Origin of the sequence: Clostridium subterminale (assembly GCF_039521425.1) — a bacterium.
Lineage (GTDB): Bacteria > Bacillota > Clostridia > Clostridiales > Clostridiaceae > Clostridium_J > Clostridium_J subterminale.
Map to the genome: position 1 here is coordinate 88,110 of NZ_BAAACI010000011.1, position 19,600 is coordinate 107,709.

Below are 19,600 nucleotides of genomic sequence, written 5' to 3' on the forward strand. Positions count from 1 at the left end.
TCTTTTCTAATAGAAGGTATATGATTCACTACCAATAACTTTGTTAACAGATGTTGAGAATTCTTTCCACTTTTTCTTTTCCTCTTTAAGCTGTTTTTTTCCACTCCTAGTTATCTTATAATATCTTCTCTCTTTGCCTGTATCCCCTTTAGCCATATAAGATTTTACATAACCATTATTCGCAAATTTGTGTAAAACAGGATATAGGGTACCCTCCTTAAATTGGAAAGTTTTATATGAGCGAATCTCTAACTCCTTTATTATTTCATATCCATATCTATCGGTTTCTTCCAATAAGGATAATACCAGTAAAATGGTACTACCTCCTATTAATCCTTTATCAATTTTCACATTAACATCTTCCAAAATTATACATTGATTATCTAAGTATAATTATGCTTAAATAATCAATGCATGTAAAATTTTGTATTCATGAAATTGTTACACCACATTTCACATTGGTAGAACATGAAAATCTTCATTCATCAAATTTAAATATTTCACATAGAATAGCATTAAAGAGACATCCCGATTGATGATTCTGTCTCTTCGTGAAACTTATATCCTACACTATTGTAAACTGACAATGCTCTTTTATTTTCACTCCATACTTCTAGTCTTGATTCCTTAATATTTAAGTCTTTTAACCCTTGAAAGGCTCTTATAATCAGATTTTTACCAATACCTTGCTTTCTCCATTCCTTTGAAACAAACAAATCATCTACCCAACCATATTTATTGTTTAATCCATCTTCCTTCACAATAATGATGATATTGCCTACAATCGCCCCTTTATGTTTAGCTGCTATACTGAACCACTTATTTTCCTTTTTCAATTCCTTTAAATCCTCAATAGAATAGCCTCTAACAAATACTTTATTTTGCTTTTCTACTAATTGTTTTATCTCATTTTCGTCTACAAACTCAAGATTAACAAAATTAATACCTTCAATATCAGTAAGCTGGAAACTATCCTCAGTTATTTCTTTTCTTACTATATGCATTCCTTCATCATGGCTAAAACCTTCTTTAGAAGAATAATACGCTATGTTCTCTTTATTGTCTGAAAAACAACAATGGTAGACTCTTACATCAAGCTCCTTATTTTCTTCTTTTATTACTTGTGATCTCTTCATTATTTCATCAAAGATTTGATCTTTTAACTCACTCTTATCTAAAACCTCTCTCACCTTAATATCAATATAAATATTTAATCTAGATTTTTCATATAAATCAGATTCCATAAAAGGTGAAATTATAGCTTCCCCTACTAAGTTGTTATCTTTGTCATAAGCTTCTAACATATGTTTTCTTCTACTATCTTTAATTGTATACATCATAGTGCCCCCCACTTTTCAACTTTAATTTTCACTTAAATGTTTTATTATATAAACTATGCTCTTACTCCTATAGCAACTTTAGCTATATCACTTTATCAATTTATCACTTTTTTATCATATGATTATCTTTTATAAGGAAATTATAACATATTATGCTAATTAAAGATTATTTAATTTTATAGTTATTGCATTTTATCTTATAACTATTCGTTACAGAATAGAGTTATAACTTATCTATCTCAATTTCTTATATATTACACACTTTGTATACTAACTCAAATTTAGTTTTTTACTAATTGTCTCCATATAATTAACTTTTTAAAAAAATTCACAGTTTTTATTTACAATTTTGTGAATTTGTTCTAATATATATATAACATAAATTTTTCATTTCATTATTTTACATAATCACGCATAAAAGTGATAAACTACTTTATAAACATCTTCAAAATTTATTCATCCAGTCTTATACAATTTGATTTATCTAATTTCACATAATTAATTTATATGCACCCATGTTTAAATTATAATTTTCCATAATAATTTAATATATTTGAGATAAACAACTTTAATAATCTTATATTTCAGTTGTTATCTATAGACACAATGTATCTATCATAAATCACCAATTAATACAATTTAAAAGGAGGGATATATTATTTAGAGAGTTTTTCTATCAGTCTTATTTCTACTATTTTTTAATTTTTAGGAGGGAATGTATGAAAAAATTGTTTAAATCAAAACTATCAGTATTTTTGTTTCTACTGACATTTTTAGTTACTCAATGTTTCTTTGTATTTAATACTAGAACCACTTCTAGTCTTGACAATGATGGTAACTCAAATAACACTGATGATGTTAGTGTCACTGTTCTAGAGTCTGATTCTCATCATACAGTTGTAAAATTTGATATTAACAATTTTAGTAAAGACTTAGTAAATATTAATGATAAATCCTACTATAATATTACCTGTGAAGGTACTAGTTTACCTCTTGAAGAAGGAGCACCTGAACTTCCTCGTATATGCAGAAATATAGTTATCCCAGATGATGCTGACGTTAAGTTAAACGTTATATCATCAGAATATAAAGACTATAAAAATTTCCCTATCGTTCCATCAAAAGGTTCTATAACAAGGGATAAAAATCCTGAAGATATACCTTACAAATTAGGTAAAGAATATAAAAATAAAAGCTTTTATCCTTCAGAATTAGTTTCCTTTAGTGAACCTTTTATTATGAGAGAATTAAGAGGAACAACTATCACTCTAAATGCATTTCAATATAAACCTAAAAATGAAACTCTAAGAGTATATGAATCTGTAACTGTTGAGATAATAACAGATGGTGAATCTTCAGTAAATTCACTTGTAGCTTCAAAACCTAATAAAATCACTTCGGATTTCGAACCAGCTTATACAAACACATTTATTAACTACAGTAATATAAAAAAATCAAATCATTCTTTAATGAGTAACCCTTCAGAAACTGGCTCAATGCTTATCATATCCTATGATCAATATAGTAGCACTATGGATTCCTTTATTAATTGGAAAAATTCCAAAGGCATAAACACTACATTGGTAAACATGTCTGATGTATCATCAACCAATAATCCAACTGAAATTAAAAACTATATACAAAATTATTACAACCAACATCCTGAATTAACTTATGTTCTTCTGGTTGGCGACTATGCACATGTATCTTCTCCTACTTACTCTACAGGTGTTTCTGATCCTACCTATACAAAGGTTGCAGGATCAGATGATTATCCTGACATATATGTAGGTCGTTTTTCTGCAGAAAGTATTGCAGATGTTGAAACTCAAGTACAAAGATCTATAGAGTTTGAACAAAATGGTTATAATACAGCTGCATGGTTTAAGAAAGGTGTTGGTATAGCATCTGATGAAGGCTCTGGTGAGACAGATATACAACAAATGGATAGCATAAAGAGTAGGCTACTAAATGCAGGTTATACTCAAGTAGATAGTCTATATGATCCAGGTGCATCAGCTTCTTCTGTTACTAATAGTCTAAATCAAGGCAGAGGTATAATAAATTATTGTGGACACGGTGCTGAAAACTACTGGGTAACAACAGGCTTTAGTAATACCAATATAAAAAATCTTCAAAACCCAGGACAACTTCCTTTTATTGTAAGTGTTTCTTGTGTAAGTGGTAAATTCCAAAGTGGTACTTGTTTTGCAGAAACATGGCTTCGCTCAAAAAATAGCAATGGAAACCCAATAGGTGCAATAGGAACATTAATGTCAACAGTAAATCAACCTTGGATACCTCCTATGAATGGTCAAGACGGAATAATTGACTTACTTTGCAACAACAGTAAAGTATCATTAGGAGGCTTATGTTATTCTGGTGAAACTAGAATGCTAGATAATGGTACAAGCAGTGATTTATTAACTTTTAACACATGGACATTATTTGGTGATCCATCTATACAAATCCTATCTGATTCAACAACTCCACCAGTAGATCCAGAAGATCCATATGAACCTAATGACTCTACTTCTCAAGCATATGCTATAAACAGTGGTGTAGATTATAGTTCATATATATATTCAGATACAGACGTTGATTACTATAAAGTTACAACTAACGAATCTGGTGTTATCGCTGCTACACTAACAAATCTACCATATGACTATGACTTATATTTGTATAACTCCTCAGGAAACAAAGTTGCCTCTTCTACTAGAAGCTCCACATCCAATGAGTCCCTTTCTTACTCAGCACGTACAACAGGCACATACTATCTTAAAGTTGTTGGATATAATGGAATCTATAGCACATCTACAAAATATAATTTAAACGTAAGCTATCCTATAACTAACTAAATTTATAATATATAATAGGGTGCTCTTGTAGCACCCTATTATTATTTAATGCCTTATCAGTTCTTATTGAAATAATTTCCTCTTAGCATTTCATAAGTTTCTTCTAAAAAAACATTTACTTAATTATAAACAATTCTTGTCCACAAAAAAGGTAAGCTTATCATCTATATAATAGATGCAAACTTACCTTTAAAATTATCCATATTTTAATCATATTTTAGCCATAAAAAATAACTATCTTAAATAAATAAAATGGTTATTGAAAAAGAATATTGAATTTTAGTTAGACTGGTCTACGTTTTAATATGTTAATATCTACTTCATGTCTCCCTGTCATATCTTTTAATACTTCTATACTTTCCTTCACTTCTTTAACATTCTTTGAAATATTTTTTATTGATTTCTCAATCAAGTTTGTCTTTTCTTCTATTATTAAATCAGTGCTTCTAAATGAATTTTCATTTTGATCTCTATGTGAAGTTTGTACTTCTACAATCATATCTATGTTTTTTTCTATAGCTTCAATTTTAATTGAATTCTTCTTTATCTCATTTTTAACCCCATTTATTTCTGTTTCAAGTCTTGTTTGACCTTCTAACAGCTTTACAAGTATATCTTCAATTTCAATATCCAAAATCATCACCTCAAACTTGCATTTTCCATTTAACAGTTATATCTTAAAATATATTATTTAATAATGTATTCACATTATAATACTTATTACGTTATAGTTCAAGATATATTGTTGTATTAATATGGATTATTTACTAATTTATCTATTTTTATACAAACCTTATTTATTCATTATCCCATAAATAATTGTTCCCATTAGTTTTTTAAATATACCTATAGGAACTTGAGGTGAAAATACTCCTATACGCATCTCTTCACTATGCCAATAGTCGTAGTCTGCACTTCCTTCTTCATATTTATTCTTTGACATAGCTTTCCAAAGATTAAACATGGCTACTGATTTTAAGGTTGGTTTATGAATCTTTTGAGACCTTAGCTCCTCACTGAATTTTTTTGCACCTTTTAATACCTTTACCTTGTTTTTATCTGTAAGCTCCATGCTTCTATAAGCAATTGGTAAAGTTTGAATATGGTTAAAGCCCCAGTAACTTAGAACACTTTTTACATAGTTAGCAGCATCCTTATGACCTGCACCGGCTGTGGTAGTTATTATTAAAGCCTTCTTTGTAAATAGACTTGGTCTATGAAAATTATAAGACATATGATCGATAAAGTTTTTTAGTAATCCACTTATTTGCAAAGAGTATACAGGTGAAGTGATTATTATAGCATCAGCTTCTTTAATTTCTTTCACTATTTTACTCATAATTTCTTTATGAGGACATTTATCTTCTCCCTTATAAATTCAATTAAAACATCCTATACACAAAGGAATGTTTTCTTTTCTTAATTCTATATCTATAAAATTTAATTCTAAATTCTTTTTCAATTCTTCCTTTACTAAAGTTAACACATCCCATGTATTTCCTCTTCTTGGACTACCATGGATAACTAAACACTTCATATTTTCTATCTCCTTCATAGTCATAGTATATATACAATATTTTACCATAATCATCCTAACTAATGTAAAGAAAATTTATAAAAAAGAGGAAGAGCAGATATATCTATATTTATACAAATATATCTACCCTTCCTATAATATTAGTTATTTATACAGTTTCCTCTACCAGCACCTTTCCCTTGGCCTGTTCCTCTACTTTGTCCTGTACCTTCACCACTACATAATCCTTGATTAAATCCGTAGCCTTCCTTATTTTCTTTATTTATGCCAGTACCATCACAAGTAGCACTATTTTCTGTCATTTCAGCTTTAATTTCATCTCCTCTTTCTGTAGTTATTGTTCCTCTTTCTATAGCTGCATCTACTCTTTCATATTTTTCTTGTAGCATAATTTCCCTTGACTCTTCTAAAGTCTTTCCTTCTTCTATTAAGCTTTGAACTTTTGTAGTTCCACCATTTCTAAAAGCTCCTCCTAAATTTTCATCTGCAAAGGCCATAGTTGCTCCACCAACGGTGATTACTCCTACTAGTGCTAAAGCTATCATTGATTTTTTCATATTAAATCCTTCCCTTCATTAAATATTTTTTATTCCCTCTACACCTTTATAATAACAAGGGAATGTTACATTAATGTTCCAAGAATCTAATAGTTAGCTTAAATTAATTATACATTTTTATAACTTTAAGGTTATCCAAAACTCCACACCTTGCTCTTTATTCTTTACACCATAGGTACCTTCATGAAGAGTTACTATTTGCTTTACTATAGCTAGACCTAATCCTAGACGTTTTTCTTTATAGTTTCTCACTTTGTCTACCCTTACAAAACCCTCCCAAATTTTATTAAGGTTTTCGTCTTCAATATTACTACCACTGTTATATACATAAATTACCAAATTATCTTCAGATACTTTTAAATCAATCTCTATTATTTTATTTTCATCTACATGACTAAGAGCATTATTTATATAATTTTGTACTGCTTGTTCTAATCTAACTTCGTCCACAAAGACGGTAACATTTTTACCTTCATTAAAGTTAAGATTTATGTTTAATTCCTCAAATCTAAATTTATTTTTGTCTAGAATTTTTTTTATCAAACTATTTATATTTACTCCCTTTTTATTTAATTTAAAGGTATTTGACTCTAGCTTATATAGCTCTAAAAGATCATTGACTATAATTCCTAATCTTTCAGTTTCTTCACCTATTACATCTAAATAATATTTTCTGTCCTCATCTGAGGAAATAAATCCTCCTTGAAGTGCTTGTATATAACCTGAAATAACAGTTATAGGGCTTTTTAGTTCATGAGATACGGAGGATACAAATTCCCTTCTAGCTAATTGATTTTTCCTTTCATTCTCCATCATAGTTTCTAACACTAAGTTTTTTTCTTTTAGATTTTTTAGAGTTTCTTCTATTTTAAAGGATAAATTATTTACACTTTTAGCTAAGGTGCCTATTTCATCCATACTTTTTATATTTAAACCTTCACTAAAGTCTAACTCTTCTATTTTTCTAGTTTTTTTAGTTATTTCTATTACTGGTTTAGTAAATTGTTTTGAAAATAATGCTGTGATAAAAAGTGCTATGAATCCAACAGGCAACATTATCATAAATAAAAGCTTTATAGATTTATTTACTGCATCATCAATAACAGTAATTGGGGTTTTAACACTTATTTCATAAGAGGATTCACTGTTTCCTACTACAGTTAAAAACTCTACACCTGTAGACTTATCTAGAGTTATAGTTTCACTTATTCCCTCTTTTTCATCTATAAACTCTATAACTTCAAACCTATGTTGTCCGTTCATCATATTATTCTTACCCATTTTATGGCTAGAAAATATGCTATCTAATGTTATTGCATTTTTAATATCTATTTGAACACTATACTTCTCTGAAAGCCCTTCTAGTTTTTCGTCTACCCTATTATTATAGTCTTCATCTATATAATCCTTAATTTCTTCAATTACCACATTCATTTCCTTTAATTTTTCTCTTTGAAAAAAGTCTTTATATGTAATTCCATATGTTGCAATACCAATAATAAAAGTACTCAATATGAGGACTATACCAGAAAATAATTTTATCTTAATTGATTTCATCATACTTCACCAAACTTGTATCCAAAACTTCTTATGGTTTTTAAATACTTGTTATGATTTCCTAACTTACTCCTCAACCTACTAATATGAGTATCTACAGTTCTAGTATCACCAAAGTAATCTTCATCCCATATGGCTCTTAGTAGAGTTTCTCTAGTTATAACTTTATTTATATTTTTTATGAAATAAAGCAATAACTCATATTCTTTAGGATTTAGCTCCTTCTCTTTACCATCTATTTTTATCAAATGGCTTTCTTCATCTATTTCAATTCCTTTAAATACAATACTTCCCTCCTGAATAATTTTGCTTTTACTTTTTAAAAGCCTATTAACTCTAGCAAGTAATAAAGCTATATTAAAGGGTTTAGATACATAGTCATCCACTCCTATATCAAATGCAAAAAGTTCATCTAAATCACTATCCTTGGCTGTTAATATGATTATAGGTACTTCTGATATCTTTCTAATCTCTTTACATACAATCCACCCATCATAAATAGGCATCATTACATCTAAAATTACTAAATCAATGGTACTATCAAACTTCTCTAAAGCAAGTTTACCATCCGTTGCAGTAATAACTTCAAATTTATTAAAAGTTAAATAATCAGCAATAAGTCTTAAAATTCTCTCATCATCATCGGCAACTAAAATTTTCATTTAAACCTCCTAAAATTGTATATTACCTTTATTTTATACTATTATAGTATAAAATTAAGGAGATGTCCTAAAATTATTTTAGTACATCTCTTTCATTGTAGGTAAGCTCTTCTAATAACTTTATCACAAACTTTGCAGAGCCATAAGCTGCTATCATATCTAATTGCCTATATAATATAGTTGCATATTGGTCGGCATTGTCACATATTCCTCTTATAAGTATAAAAGGAATTTTATTTGTATGACATATATGAGCTATAGCTCCTCCTTCCATTTCTATACATTCCGCATGATACTGTGTTCTTAAATCAGCTCTTGTTTTATCATCTGATACAAAGGTTTCCCCTGTAATTATTCTTCCAATGTGATACCCACATTCCTTTAATTCTATTCTATTATAAGCTTTTATAGCTAATCTCTTTAGATATTCATTTGAAACAAATACATCTTCATTTGGAAATAAAGTCTTCATTTGGAAATAAAGTCTTCATCTGCGATTTTGATATATCGTAATATGTAACCTTATTGGAAATAACTATATCACAAATTTTCACTTCTGGATTTAAGCTACCAGCAATACCGGTACTAATTATTCTTTTCACATTAAATTTTGTAATTAAAATTTGAGTACATTCTGCTGAATTTACTTTGCCCATGCCTGTGCATCATAATACAATATTTAATGTATTATAATTTCCTATATAAAATAAAAAACCTGAATATGCAACTTCTTCTACTATTTTCATACTTTCTTTAATATATCTAATATCAATCTCCTTAACTCCAATTATACCTAAAGTACTCATGTATTCCTCCTTTTTAAAAGATAAATTTTACTTTTTAATTGAAATGTATTCCTATCTTTATTGTATGATTTTACTCTAAATCCTATAATTTTAATTCATACATAATTATATCATAATATATACAAATTTATATATATTACGTCATAATATTACTTTTTTTCAATTTTTAATACATTTTTAAATTAAATACCCCCTATTTTAAAAATAGGAGGTATCATAAAAATCAAATTATTTAATTATTCTATTGAATTAACCTTCCAAGTAAATCATTACTTCTTTTAATAAAATTAGCCATTTCTTCAGCATCTAGCTGTCCATGACTAATCATAGCTAAATCATATACATGGTTACATATGTCATTAACTAAGTCTTTTTTGTTTTCATCTTTAGATAAATTAAACAACTTTTTAATTAATGAATTTGTACTATTTATAACTAAGGTTTCTTCTTTAGGGAACATTGACATATCCCCTCCACCAAACATTACACTCATTTCAGCCATTCTTCTAGACTGTTCTGATAGAGTAATCATGGCTGGAACTTCTTCTGTTTTAATAGGTTCTATAGATATTTTTAGTTCTTTCTTATTTATAGAATTTTTAAATATCTCTTCTACTTTATCATTTTCTTCTTGATTTTCATTTTTCAAATCAGTTTTTAATATTTCTGTTAAGTCAGAGTCAATTCTACTAAATTGTACTCCTTCCTCTTTACTCTCCATTAATGTAATAAAATGACTGTCTAGTGTGGTGTTTAAAACTACTGCTTCTAAGCCGTTGTCCTTTAATATTTTAATATATTGAGACTGCTGCTTTTCATCATTGACATAAATAACTTTTTTGTCGTGGTTTTCTTTATTATTTTCTAGATATTGTGTTAATGTTACATGGTCCTCATTGGTAGTTTTAAAAATTATTATATCTTTAACCTTTTCATAGAATTTTTCATCCCTTAGGCAACCATATTTAATAAAGATATTTATATCTTTCCAAAAGTCATTGTACTCATCTCTATGGTTTTTAAATAAAGATGTAAGCTTATCTGCCACTTTATTTACAATGTGTCTAGATACCTTCGATACATTGTTATCCTTTTGCAGAAAACTTCTTGATACATTTAAAGGAATATCTTCACAATCAATAACACCTTTTAATAGTAATAAAAACTCAGGAATAACTTCTTTTATGTTATCTGCAACAAAGACCTGTTTATTATAAAGTTTCACTTCTCCTTCTGTAGCCTCAAATTCATGTTTTAATTTAGGGAAGTATAGTATTCCTTTTAAATTAAATGGATAATCTACATTCATATGAATCCAAAATAGTGGATCATTATATTCATTGAATACCTTTCTATAAAATTCTTTATACTCTTCATCTGTACAATCCTTTGGAGCTTTCATCCATAGTGGTTTTGTATCATTTAAAGGAGTTTTTTCTATATTTTCCTCTGAGTCCTTCTCATCTTTTTTCTCATTTTCATCTATTAGATAAATCTCTACAGGGAAGAAGTTACAATGTTTTTTAATTATTTGTCTTAGTTTATAATAATCTAAAAACTCATTGCTATCTTCACTTATATGAAGGGTAATAGTAGTTCCTCTAGAATTTCTTTCAGAAGATTCAATTTCATATTCTGTACCACCATCACAAATCCACTTAACAGCTTCTTCTCCCTCTTTATAGGATAAAGTATCAATTTCAACCTTTTCTGATACCATAAAGGCTGAATAAAATCCTAATCCGAAATGACCAATTATTCCTTTTCCTTCATCAATTTTATCTTTATATTTAGATAAAAACTCCTCAGCTCCTGAGAAAGCTACTTGATTAATATATTTTTTTACTTCCTCTGAAGTCATTCCTATACCGTTATCTTTAAATTTTATGGTTTTCTCATCTTTATTTAAGGATACAGTAACTTCGTAGTTAGACTCCTTTACAGTAGCCTCTCCAAAGGTCACTAGTCTCTCTAATTTACTAATGGCATCACAACCATTACTGATAAGTTCCCTTACAAATATATCCTTATCAGAGTATAGCCATTTTTTTATAATCGGCATTATATTTTCAGTGTGAATTGAAATGTTTCCATTCTCTTTAAGCATATATATCTCCTCCAAACATAAAATATTAAATAATTATACTCATTGTATTCTTTATTTTATACCCAATTCCGCATAAAATAAAGAATACATTGTAAATTTTTTGTAAAATATCACATTTACTCTGCTTGAGTTAGTAATTTTTTCATTATATCTCTCAGTTTTCTTTCTTCTAATTCATCGTTTCCAATAATAACAATTACTTTTATATCGTTATCTGATTGATCCCATTTATAAGCCTTTGCATCTATAATAGCTTCTTCCGGGATAAACTCCTCCATATCTAAGGCCATCTCTTCTGCTAAGCTAAGATACTCATCAAAAATATCGTCCTCTTCTATTTCACTTAAATTAAAATCATCATACTCTTCTTCTATAATTTCATTTAAGATTGAGGTTTTCACACTTAAACAAAAGGCATGAACATCTTCTCTTTTAGTTCCCTTTGTCATATCCTTAATTACTTTAAAATCAGTTTTACTTTCTATTATTTCTTTCATCTCATCATTATGAATTACATTTTCACCAAATAATACATACATTTTTATCATCTCCTGTTAATTAATTCTTAAGTTTTTCATGCACATCATTATATCATATATATAAATTTAAATTAACAACTATATGTATTTTTCAGCTGTTCTGTTTATTTCCCTACGGATAAAAAGGTTCTGTCTCAATAGTAATTCACTAAACTTTATAAATATTAAACCTACACTTTAATATAAGTGTAGGTTCAATATTATTTTAAGATAGTTCTTATTTTACTCTTGGTAATACTTCTTTTTTGAAGAAACTCTTTGCTGTTAACCCTGATACACTGAAGATTTCCCCATCATCAATTTTTACAGATACAGCATCAGAACAGTGACCTAAGCAAAATACTGCCTTTAAATCTACTTTGTCAGATAGATTATATTCTTCTATACTCTGTTGAAAAGCATTTATAACATTATAAGATCCCTTTACATGACAGGCACTACCTATACAAACACTCAAGTTTACCACAGCATTTACTCCCCTCTATCGTAATTCACATGTAATAATTTATGAACTTTTCCCTTTAATAATCCTGAATAAAGTGATATCATCACTGGATTTTCTTCTGAGCGTTTAAGGCTACTCATCTTATCTGCTGCATATAATCCTGCTCCACGTTTTTGTTTTCCGGCTGACATGGTAAACGGTTGACCAGCTCCACCTACACATCCACCTGGGCAAGCCATTACTTCAATAAAGTCATAATGTACTTCTTCTGATTTTATCTTTCTTAAAAGATCATCAGCATTCTTAAGACCACTAACTATAGCAATCTTTAATTCCTTATCATTTACAGTTACACTAGTTTCCTTTACTCCTGACATTCCTCTTACTCCATTAAAAGCTATAGAACGCAATGTAGATACAGATTTGTCATCTAGAACTCTTCTTAAAACTGCCTCTGTAACTCCACCAGTAACACCAAATATAACTCCGGCGCCACTACTAACACCAAAAGGCATGTCTACAGCTTCTGGCTCTATCTCTGAAAATACAATTCCAGATTCTTTTATCATAGATATAAGCTCTTGAGTAGTTATAACATAGTCTACATCTTTTATTCCTTCAACTTCAAATTCATCCCTATTAGCTTCAAATTTCTTAGCTGTACAAGGCATTATAGCAACACTTACTATTCTTTTACTAGAATGTTTATAGTGTTCCTTTAAAACAGAACCAAACATCTGCATAGGAGATTTACATGAAGAAACATTACTCATTAGTTCTGGATAATTTCTTTCTACATAATTAACCCAAGCTGGACAGCATGAAGTAAATAGAGGAAGCTTTTCATTATTCTCTAATCTTGAAAGGAATTCCCCTGTCTCTTCTAATACTGTAAGATCGGCTCCAGTGGATGTATCAAATACTTCGTCAAAGCCCATTCTCTTTAAAGCTCCAACAATTTTACCCATTACATTTTCGCCATCTTTATGTCCAAGCTCTTCACTAATTCCTACTCTTACAGCCGGAGCTATTTGAACCACTACTTTAGTGTTTTTATCACTTAATTCTTTCCATAATTTTTGTGTATCATTTTTTACTACTATGGCACCTGTAGGACATACTGCTGCACATTGACCACAACCTACACAGTTTGATTCTCCAATTGGTTTATCAAATACTGCACCTACAGTCATTTCTGCTCCTCTTTTTAAGAAGTCGATGGCACCTACATTTTGAACTTCATTACACATTCTAACACAGTCACCACATAGGATACATTTACTCTTATCTCTTACTATACATAAAGAGGATTTGTCTAATTCACTTTTTTCTGCTGTATTATTAAATCTTATATCTTTAATTCCAAAACGTTGAGCTAGATCTTGTAACTTACAGTGTGTATTTTTCTCACAAGTAGTACAATCTCTACAGTGATTTGAAAGTAATAATTCTAATATATTTTTTCTATATTTTCTTAATCTAGGAGTATTAGTGTATACTTCCATACCAGCCTTTGGTGGGGTAGAGCATGCAGCTTCAATACCTCCCCACTTATTTTCCACCATACACATACGGCAAGCTCCATATACAGAAAGCTCTGAGTAATAACAGAAAGTAGGTAGATCTATGCCTGCTTTTCTAATAAGCTCTAAAATATTTTTCTCTCCCTTTATTTCTACCGGGATATTATCTATAATCATAAATTGTTCATTCATTCTATTAATCCTCCTTTATAGCTTTAAAGGCACAAGCTTCAACACAGGCACCACATTTAATGCATTTGTTCTTGTCAATTACAAAAGGTTCCTTTACCTTGCCTGAAATAGCACCTACTGGACAAATTCTTGAACATTTTGAACAACCTTTACAAAGATCTGCTTCTATAAAGATAGTTTTTAGTTTTTGACATGTCTTGGTTGGACATTTTTTATCGACAATATGAGCTTCATATTCACTACGAAAATTATTAATAGTACTTACTACTGGGAAGGCTGCTGTCTTTCCTAATCCACATAAAGCAGTAGAAGATATAGTATCTGCAAGCTCTAATAATAGATCAATATCTTCAATCTCACCTTTACCAGCCACAATTCTTTCTAAAATTTCAAGCATTCTCTTAGTACCTTCACGGCATGGTATACACTTACCACAAGACTCATTTTGAGTAAAGTTCATAAAGAATCTAGCCACTTCTACCATACAAGTATTTTCGTCCATAACAACAAGTCCACCAGAACCGATCATAGCTCCTGCCTTTTTTAAGGAATCAAAATCTAATGGTAAATCTAAATGCTCTTTTGTCAAACATCCACCAGAAGGACCTCCTATTTGAACAGCTTTAAATTCTCCTCCGTCTCTTATTCCTCCACCTATATCAAATATTATTTCTCTTAAGGTTGTACCCATTGGAACTTCTATAAGTCCTGTATTTTCAATATTTCCTGTTAAAGCAAAAGCTTTTGTTCCATTATTCTTTTCTGGTCCAATTGCTTTATACCATTCAGAGCCCTTTTCAATTACTATAGGTACATTGGCAAAAGTTTCTACATTATTGAGTACTGTTGGTTTGCCAAATAGACCTTGTTCTACAGTTCTAGGTGGCTTAACTCTAGGCATACCTCTTTTACCTTCAATAGAAGCAGTAAGCGCACTTCCTTCTCCACATACAAATGCACCTGCTCCTTTACTAATTTTAATATCCATATTAAAACCTGTACCAAGGATATTCTCACCTAGTATTCCATGTTTTTTAGCTTCTTCTATAGCATTTTTTAACCTACTAACAGCAAGAGGATATTCTGCACGCACATATATATATCCTTCCTGTGCTCCACAAGCTACTGCTGCAATCATCATTCCTTCTATAACTCTATGTGGATCTCCCTCCATTATACTTCTATCCATGAAAGCACCGGGGTCTCCCTCATCTCCATTACATACAATATACTTTTCACCTTCAGGTTGACGTTTTACTTGAGACCATTTACGACCTGTTGGGAATCCCCCGCCTCCACGGCCTCTTAAGTTGGATTCATCAATTTCTTTTATAACTTCATCTGCTGTCATATCAAATAAACTTTTTTCTAAGGCAGAATATCCGCCTATAGCAAAGTATTCTTCTATAGATGTAGAATCAATATGACCACAATGTTCTAATGCTAATCTAGTTTGCTTTTTATAGAAAGGTATTTCTTCTTGAGTTTTATAAATTTTATCATCCTTTTTATAGGCTAATCTTTCTACACATTCACCATAAAGAATTGTTTTATTTATTATTTCTTCACAATCCTGTGGTTTAACCTTTATGTATAAGTATCCCCATGGCTCTATTCTTACAAGAGGTCCCATTTCACAGAATCCGTGACAACCACTTTTTTTAATTCCTACAGATTTATCATGAGGTTCTTTCTCTAATCTAACCTCGCATTTTATATCCTTTTCCTTCATTATTCTTACAAACTCATCATATATATCTAATGCACCACCCGCTATGCAACCAGTACCTGAACATACAAGAATTTTTACTTTTTCATTTTCAAAACTCTCTTTATAGGTATTTCTTATATTAATTAAATCCTGTCTATTAAGAAGCATACTATTTGTCCTCCTTAAGCGTTTTTAGAAGTTCTACTGCCTTTTCAGGAGTCATAGCTCCATAAACCTTATCATTAACTGTTATTGCTGGTGCTAAACCACAAGCCCCAAGACATGAAACCGTTTCCACAGTAAACATTAAATCATTAGTAGTAACCTTATTCTCTGAAAGACTCAATTCACTTCTTAGTTTTTCTAATATAGGTATAGATTTTCTTACATGACATGCTGTTCCGTCACATATTTTTATTACATATTTTCCTTTAGGTTCTAGCGAAAAGTTTTCATAGAATGTAGCTACACTATAAATTTTAGCTTCACTTACACCTAATTTTTTAGAGAAATATGGGAATATTTCCTCTGGAAGATATCTGTATATCTCCTGAGTATCTTGTAATATAGCAATTATATTACTAGAGCTATACCCATGATTTTTTAATATAACATCTAGTTCTTCATAATTAAAGGATGTATTCATTGTTTTCCCCCCTACAATGCTTGTTAAATTATTATCACCATTACATTCTATACTGAATTTTCAAATATTTCAATATAAATTAATAATTATTTTTGTCATTAATCTATATATAATTATAATAAATTCTTTGTATAATATTGATTTTTTAAGAAATTTATAAAATAAAGTAGATATATTTAATTTTATTTGTATATTAAATACATCTACTTTAAAAGTTTACATCTGTAATGAGGTAAAGTTTATGAAAAAAACTTTTTAGAGTCTGTCAAAAATATAACTAGCGCCAATAAATCTGCCGACCCTCCTGGACTGACATTTTCATCTATACACTGCTTTTCAAAATCATAGGCTGCTTTAATTCCTTCTTCACTATTGAAGCCCCCTAAGTTTAAAACTTCATAGGCGTGTCTTTGAACTTCACGAAGTTTATCTATATTTTGTCTATGTACAATGGTACTATCTTCGACTTTACTCATTAGCATAAGCAATGTCTGAGAATATAAATCATTTCCTTTCAGCTTAGAATTTCGGTAATTGGGTATTATTTCCTGGAAAATATTTCCAAGTCCCGTTTTAACTTCTCCTCTAATCCCAGCGAAACCATGTTTTAAATATAAAGCCTCTCCATGAGTTAATTCTTTCTTTTTATGTAAATCTTTAAAATCATCTAATATGTTTTCACACATGTCTTTTAGTATAGTTTCAATTTTATTATACGATAATTTCTCATAAAGAACTTTACCTAGAGCAGCAGCTACTACTCCTATTAAAAATATTATGCCTTTATGCGTATTTACTCCTTTTGTAACATTGAACATAGCTTCTTCGCATTTTATTCCAATAGCTCTTATAGCTATAAAAATATTTTTAGGACTTTCATAGCTATATCCTACTTCTACCATTTCTTTTATAAAGGGTACTATAGCAAAACTACTATCTAAAAATGTATAGTAATCCATATCTATATGCGACCCCTTTGTAATAGGTGAAACTAATCCAAAAGAAGGCATAGTGGATACCTCTGAAATCATTGCTTTAAGGGCTAGTTGAGATATATCATAGGATAATTTATCTTTTCTATATACATAACACATATATTCTTCATACTTTTTAACAAAGTACTCTTTTATTTCCTCTATATTATGTTTTTGACTTCTAGAACATACTCTAGCTTCTTCTTCGCATAAAAAACATTTTCTAGGTTCTAAACCTATGTCACGTCTGGATACTCCATGCAATGTTGGCATCATTGGATCACTATCCTCAATATAGTATACATCTATATCTACACATCTACCTAATATATGATTTTCTTCCATATATATAAGTTTTCTTTTTACTTCAATGTTATCTGTATTAAATATAAAGTGACCTATAATTCCTTCTCTATTCTTATATACTTCTTTATAAATTATATTTTTATTGTGAAATAAAAATATATCTTCACAAATTATCTTTGCGATACTATCTGTAATATAATTAGATTTTTCTATACCAGGATAATTTACTCTTACAGTGGCAAGAGTAACTCCGCCTGAAGTATTTCTAAGAAGCTGTTCTTGATGTAATACTCTTTTTTCTCTATGGTTTAAAAATTTATCTATTTCTGTATAATCCATATTAATGTAAGGATAGGCAATAATTATCCTATCACTTTTCCCCTTCCTTACTATGATAAAATTAAATTCATAGGTTTTTATTATATACCAATCAGTTTCTAACTTACATAATAGCTAATACTTATTATTATAATTTTAATGGGGTAAATCTCTAAGTTTAAGCTTTTCAATAATATCTTTTCCTACGCTACTTTCCAGGAATTCATAGGTAGTTTTGGGTACTAGTTCCCTTACTTCTTTTAGTCTATCTCCTTTAAGTAATTCTCTTACTCTAGATGCACTTATAGCTTTATTTTCTATCTCATATCTCTCTATAACTTCAACTTTCACGCCATACTTAGGCAATACTTCTTTTAAAGTTTCATTATAAGTATTGGTAACATTGCAATAAGGTTCACTACCTACATATCTTTTAGTTATATTTAGCTCCTTACAAAAGTATTTTCCAAAGACATTTCCATCTATCTTAGTGTATTCCTTTAGAATGTCATCATCTTTTCTTAAAAAATAATTTGGAAAAGTAGCTGATGATATGATATAATTTCCACCTGGTATTACAGTGACATTTTTTAATTCCCTTACTCCCTCTTTTATAAGTTGAAACCTAATTTGAAATGGAAAAGAGGATTTATCTTCTTCTACTACAAAAATTATTACATTGCTATTTTCCTTAGCTGCTTTTTCAACTATATATTTATGCCCTAATGTGAAAGGATTACAGTTCATAATCAATGCAGAATATTTCTCACCTTCCCTTATTTCATAAATCTTTTTTAGATTTTTTAGCTCACTTTGGATATTTTTATTCCCTGCTTCCAATAAACTTACCTTATCTGTATCAACAATCACCTTATATCCAAGTCCTTCAAATAGAAAATTATTAGAAGGCTTAGTAAAAATAAAGTTATGATATATACCCTCTTCAAAGAGTTTATTAGTTATATCAGTGATAAGTATATTAGATATACCTTGGCCTTGATAATTTTCACTTATAGCAAAACATTTAACTATATTATTTTTTTTAGAACAGGTAGCTATTATTTCTCCATCTTCTTCAATGATTAAAGTATAATCTACATCCTCATACTTAAGTGCAAATCCTTTTAAAAATTCCTCAACCCTATTTATTTCTATTTTAGAATTAAGATTTATTTTTTGAGTATTAAAATACATTTTTCCACCTCATTTAATAAGTTATATCTTATATTAATTTTATAAGTTAAAATATTTTCTTACAAAAGATATTATTAGTAATGCAATAATTACTATAATTACGGATAACATGGCATCAAAGCCACTTTTAAATTCATATTTCTTTTTTCCTTTAGATATTTCTTCTGCTTCACTAAACATTCCTTCTGCATGAGCTTCTTGTAGAATTTCTTTATTGATTTTTATATTTTTCTTTTTACTCATATTTATCACTCCATTATAAGTTTATAACTATTAGGATACTTACATTGTATCATAATATAAAAAGAGTGTTGACATCAACACT

General features: G+C 29.3%; 19 protein-coding genes and 1 pseudogene. 1 reads left to right on the top strand and 19 read right to left on the bottom strand.

Annotated features, from left to right (window positions below; all coding sequences use genetic code 11):
• Positions 1-6 precede the first annotated feature (6 nt).
• Together ABDZ93_RS18725 and ABDZ93_RS18730 are read right to left on the bottom strand one after the other, a co-directional pair.
• Positions 7-351, bottom strand: coding sequence for a PadR family transcriptional regulator (locus ABDZ93_RS18725; protein WP_343828035.1), 345 nt, complete (start codon positions 349-351; stop codon positions 7-9).
• Positions 352-515: 164 nt separating this feature from the next.
• Positions 516-1,337: a GNAT family N-acetyltransferase gene (locus ABDZ93_RS18730; protein ID WP_343828036.1), complete on the bottom strand. Its 822-nt coding sequence runs from the start codon at positions 1,335-1,337 to the stop codon at positions 516-518.
• A 722-nt stretch (positions 1,338-2,059) separates the two neighbouring features.
• On the opposite strand from ABDZ93_RS18730, the gene ABDZ93_RS18735 reads away from it, so the two are divergent.
• Positions 2,060-4,201, top strand: a complete 2,142-nt coding sequence (locus ABDZ93_RS18735; protein WP_343828037.1) for a C25 family cysteine peptidase — start codon at positions 2,060-2,062, stop codon at positions 4,199-4,201.
• Between the two features lie 283 nt (positions 4,202-4,484).
• Here ABDZ93_RS18735 and ABDZ93_RS18740 read toward each other — a convergent pair whose 3' ends face one another.
• The 17 genes and pseudogenes from ABDZ93_RS18740 to ABDZ93_RS18820 all read right to left on the bottom strand — a co-directional run bounded on the left by ABDZ93_RS18740 (position 4,485) and on the right by ABDZ93_RS18820 (position 19,518).
• The gene (locus ABDZ93_RS18740) at positions 4,485-4,841 is read right to left on the bottom strand and encodes a hypothetical protein (protein ID WP_343828038.1); all 357 of its coding nucleotides are present in this window, start codon (positions 4,839-4,841) and stop codon (positions 4,485-4,487) included.
• Between the two features lie 153 nt (positions 4,842-4,994).
• Positions 4,995-5,792: pseudogene (locus tag ABDZ93_RS18745) on the bottom strand (NAD(P)H-dependent oxidoreductase).
• An 86-nt stretch (positions 5,793-5,878) separates the two neighbouring features.
• Positions 5,879-6,295, bottom strand: a complete 417-nt coding sequence (locus ABDZ93_RS18750; RefSeq protein WP_343828039.1) for a hypothetical protein — start codon at positions 6,293-6,295, stop codon at positions 5,879-5,881.
• Positions 6,296-6,412: 117 nt separating this feature from the next.
• On the bottom strand, positions 6,413-7,807 hold the full coding sequence (locus ABDZ93_RS18755) for a HAMP domain-containing sensor histidine kinase (protein ID WP_343828040.1): 1,395 nt from the start codon (positions 7,805-7,807) through the stop codon (positions 6,413-6,415).
• A gap of 44 nt (positions 7,808-7,851) precedes the next feature.
• On the bottom strand, positions 7,852-8,514 hold the full coding sequence (locus tag ABDZ93_RS18760; RefSeq protein WP_343828041.1) for a response regulator transcription factor: 663 nt from the start codon (positions 8,512-8,514) through the stop codon (positions 7,852-7,854).
• Positions 8,515-8,587: 73 nt separating this feature from the next.
• Positions 8,588-8,986: a 5'-methylthioadenosine/S-adenosylhomocysteine nucleosidase gene (locus tag ABDZ93_RS18765; RefSeq protein ID WP_343828042.1), complete on the bottom strand. Its 399-nt coding sequence runs from the start codon at positions 8,984-8,986 to the stop codon at positions 8,588-8,590.
• A complete protein-coding gene (locus tag ABDZ93_RS18770; RefSeq protein ID WP_343828043.1) occupies positions 8,964-9,170 on the bottom strand; it encodes a phosphorylase family protein in 207 nt (68 codons plus the stop codon). Before ABDZ93_RS18770 ends, ABDZ93_RS18765 begins: the two co-directional genes overlap by 23 nt.
• Positions 9,171-9,179: 9 nt before the next feature.
• Positions 9,180-9,320, bottom strand: a complete 141-nt coding sequence (locus ABDZ93_RS18775) for a hypothetical protein (RefSeq protein ID WP_343828044.1) — start codon at positions 9,318-9,320, stop codon at positions 9,180-9,182.
• Between the two features lie 241 nt (positions 9,321-9,561).
• Entirely contained in the window at positions 9,562-11,427 is a 1,866-nt protein-coding gene (gene htpG / locus ABDZ93_RS18780; RefSeq protein WP_343828045.1) for a molecular chaperone HtpG, read from the bottom strand.
• A gap of 116 nt (positions 11,428-11,543) precedes the next feature.
• On the bottom strand, positions 11,544-11,966 hold the full coding sequence (locus ABDZ93_RS18785) for a hypothetical protein (protein ID WP_343828046.1): 423 nt from the start codon (positions 11,964-11,966) through the stop codon (positions 11,544-11,546).
• A gap of 217 nt (positions 11,967-12,183) precedes the next feature.
• Positions 12,184-12,432, bottom strand: coding sequence for a (2Fe-2S) ferredoxin domain-containing protein (locus ABDZ93_RS18790; protein ID WP_343828047.1), 249 nt, complete (start codon positions 12,430-12,432; stop codon positions 12,184-12,186).
• Positions 12,433-12,437: 5 nt separating this feature from the next.
• Positions 12,438-14,126 carry a [FeFe] hydrogenase, group A gene (locus ABDZ93_RS18795; protein WP_343828048.1) on the bottom strand — a complete coding sequence of 563 codons (1,689 nt, stop codon included), beginning with the start codon at positions 14,124-14,126 and terminating at the stop codon, positions 12,438-12,440.
• 4 nt (positions 14,127-14,130) lie between these two features.
• Positions 14,131-16,005, bottom strand: coding sequence for an NADH-quinone oxidoreductase subunit NuoF (gene nuoF, locus ABDZ93_RS18800; protein WP_343828049.1), 1,875 nt, complete (start codon positions 16,003-16,005; stop codon positions 14,131-14,133).
• Position 16,006: 1 nt separating this feature from the next.
• Positions 16,007-16,483 (bottom strand): NADH-quinone oxidoreductase subunit NuoE family protein, encoded by a 477-nt coding sequence (locus ABDZ93_RS18805; protein WP_343828050.1) that lies wholly within the window; start codon positions 16,481-16,483, stop codon positions 16,007-16,009.
• Between the two features lie 239 nt (positions 16,484-16,722).
• The gene (citG, locus tag ABDZ93_RS18810; protein WP_343828051.1) at positions 16,723-18,102 is read right to left on the bottom strand and encodes a triphosphoribosyl-dephospho-CoA synthase CitG; all 1,380 of its coding nucleotides are present in this window, start codon (positions 18,100-18,102) and stop codon (positions 16,723-16,725) included.
• 135 nt (positions 18,103-18,237) lie between these two features.
• Positions 18,238-19,275, bottom strand: coding sequence for a [citrate (pro-3S)-lyase] ligase (gene citC, locus ABDZ93_RS18815; protein ID WP_343828052.1), 1,038 nt, complete (start codon positions 19,273-19,275; stop codon positions 18,238-18,240).
• Positions 19,276-19,314: 39 nt separating this feature from the next.
• The gene (locus ABDZ93_RS18820; protein WP_343828054.1) at positions 19,315-19,518 is read right to left on the bottom strand and encodes a hypothetical protein; all 204 of its coding nucleotides are present in this window, start codon (positions 19,516-19,518) and stop codon (positions 19,315-19,317) included.
• Positions 19,519-19,600 lie beyond the last annotated feature (82 nt).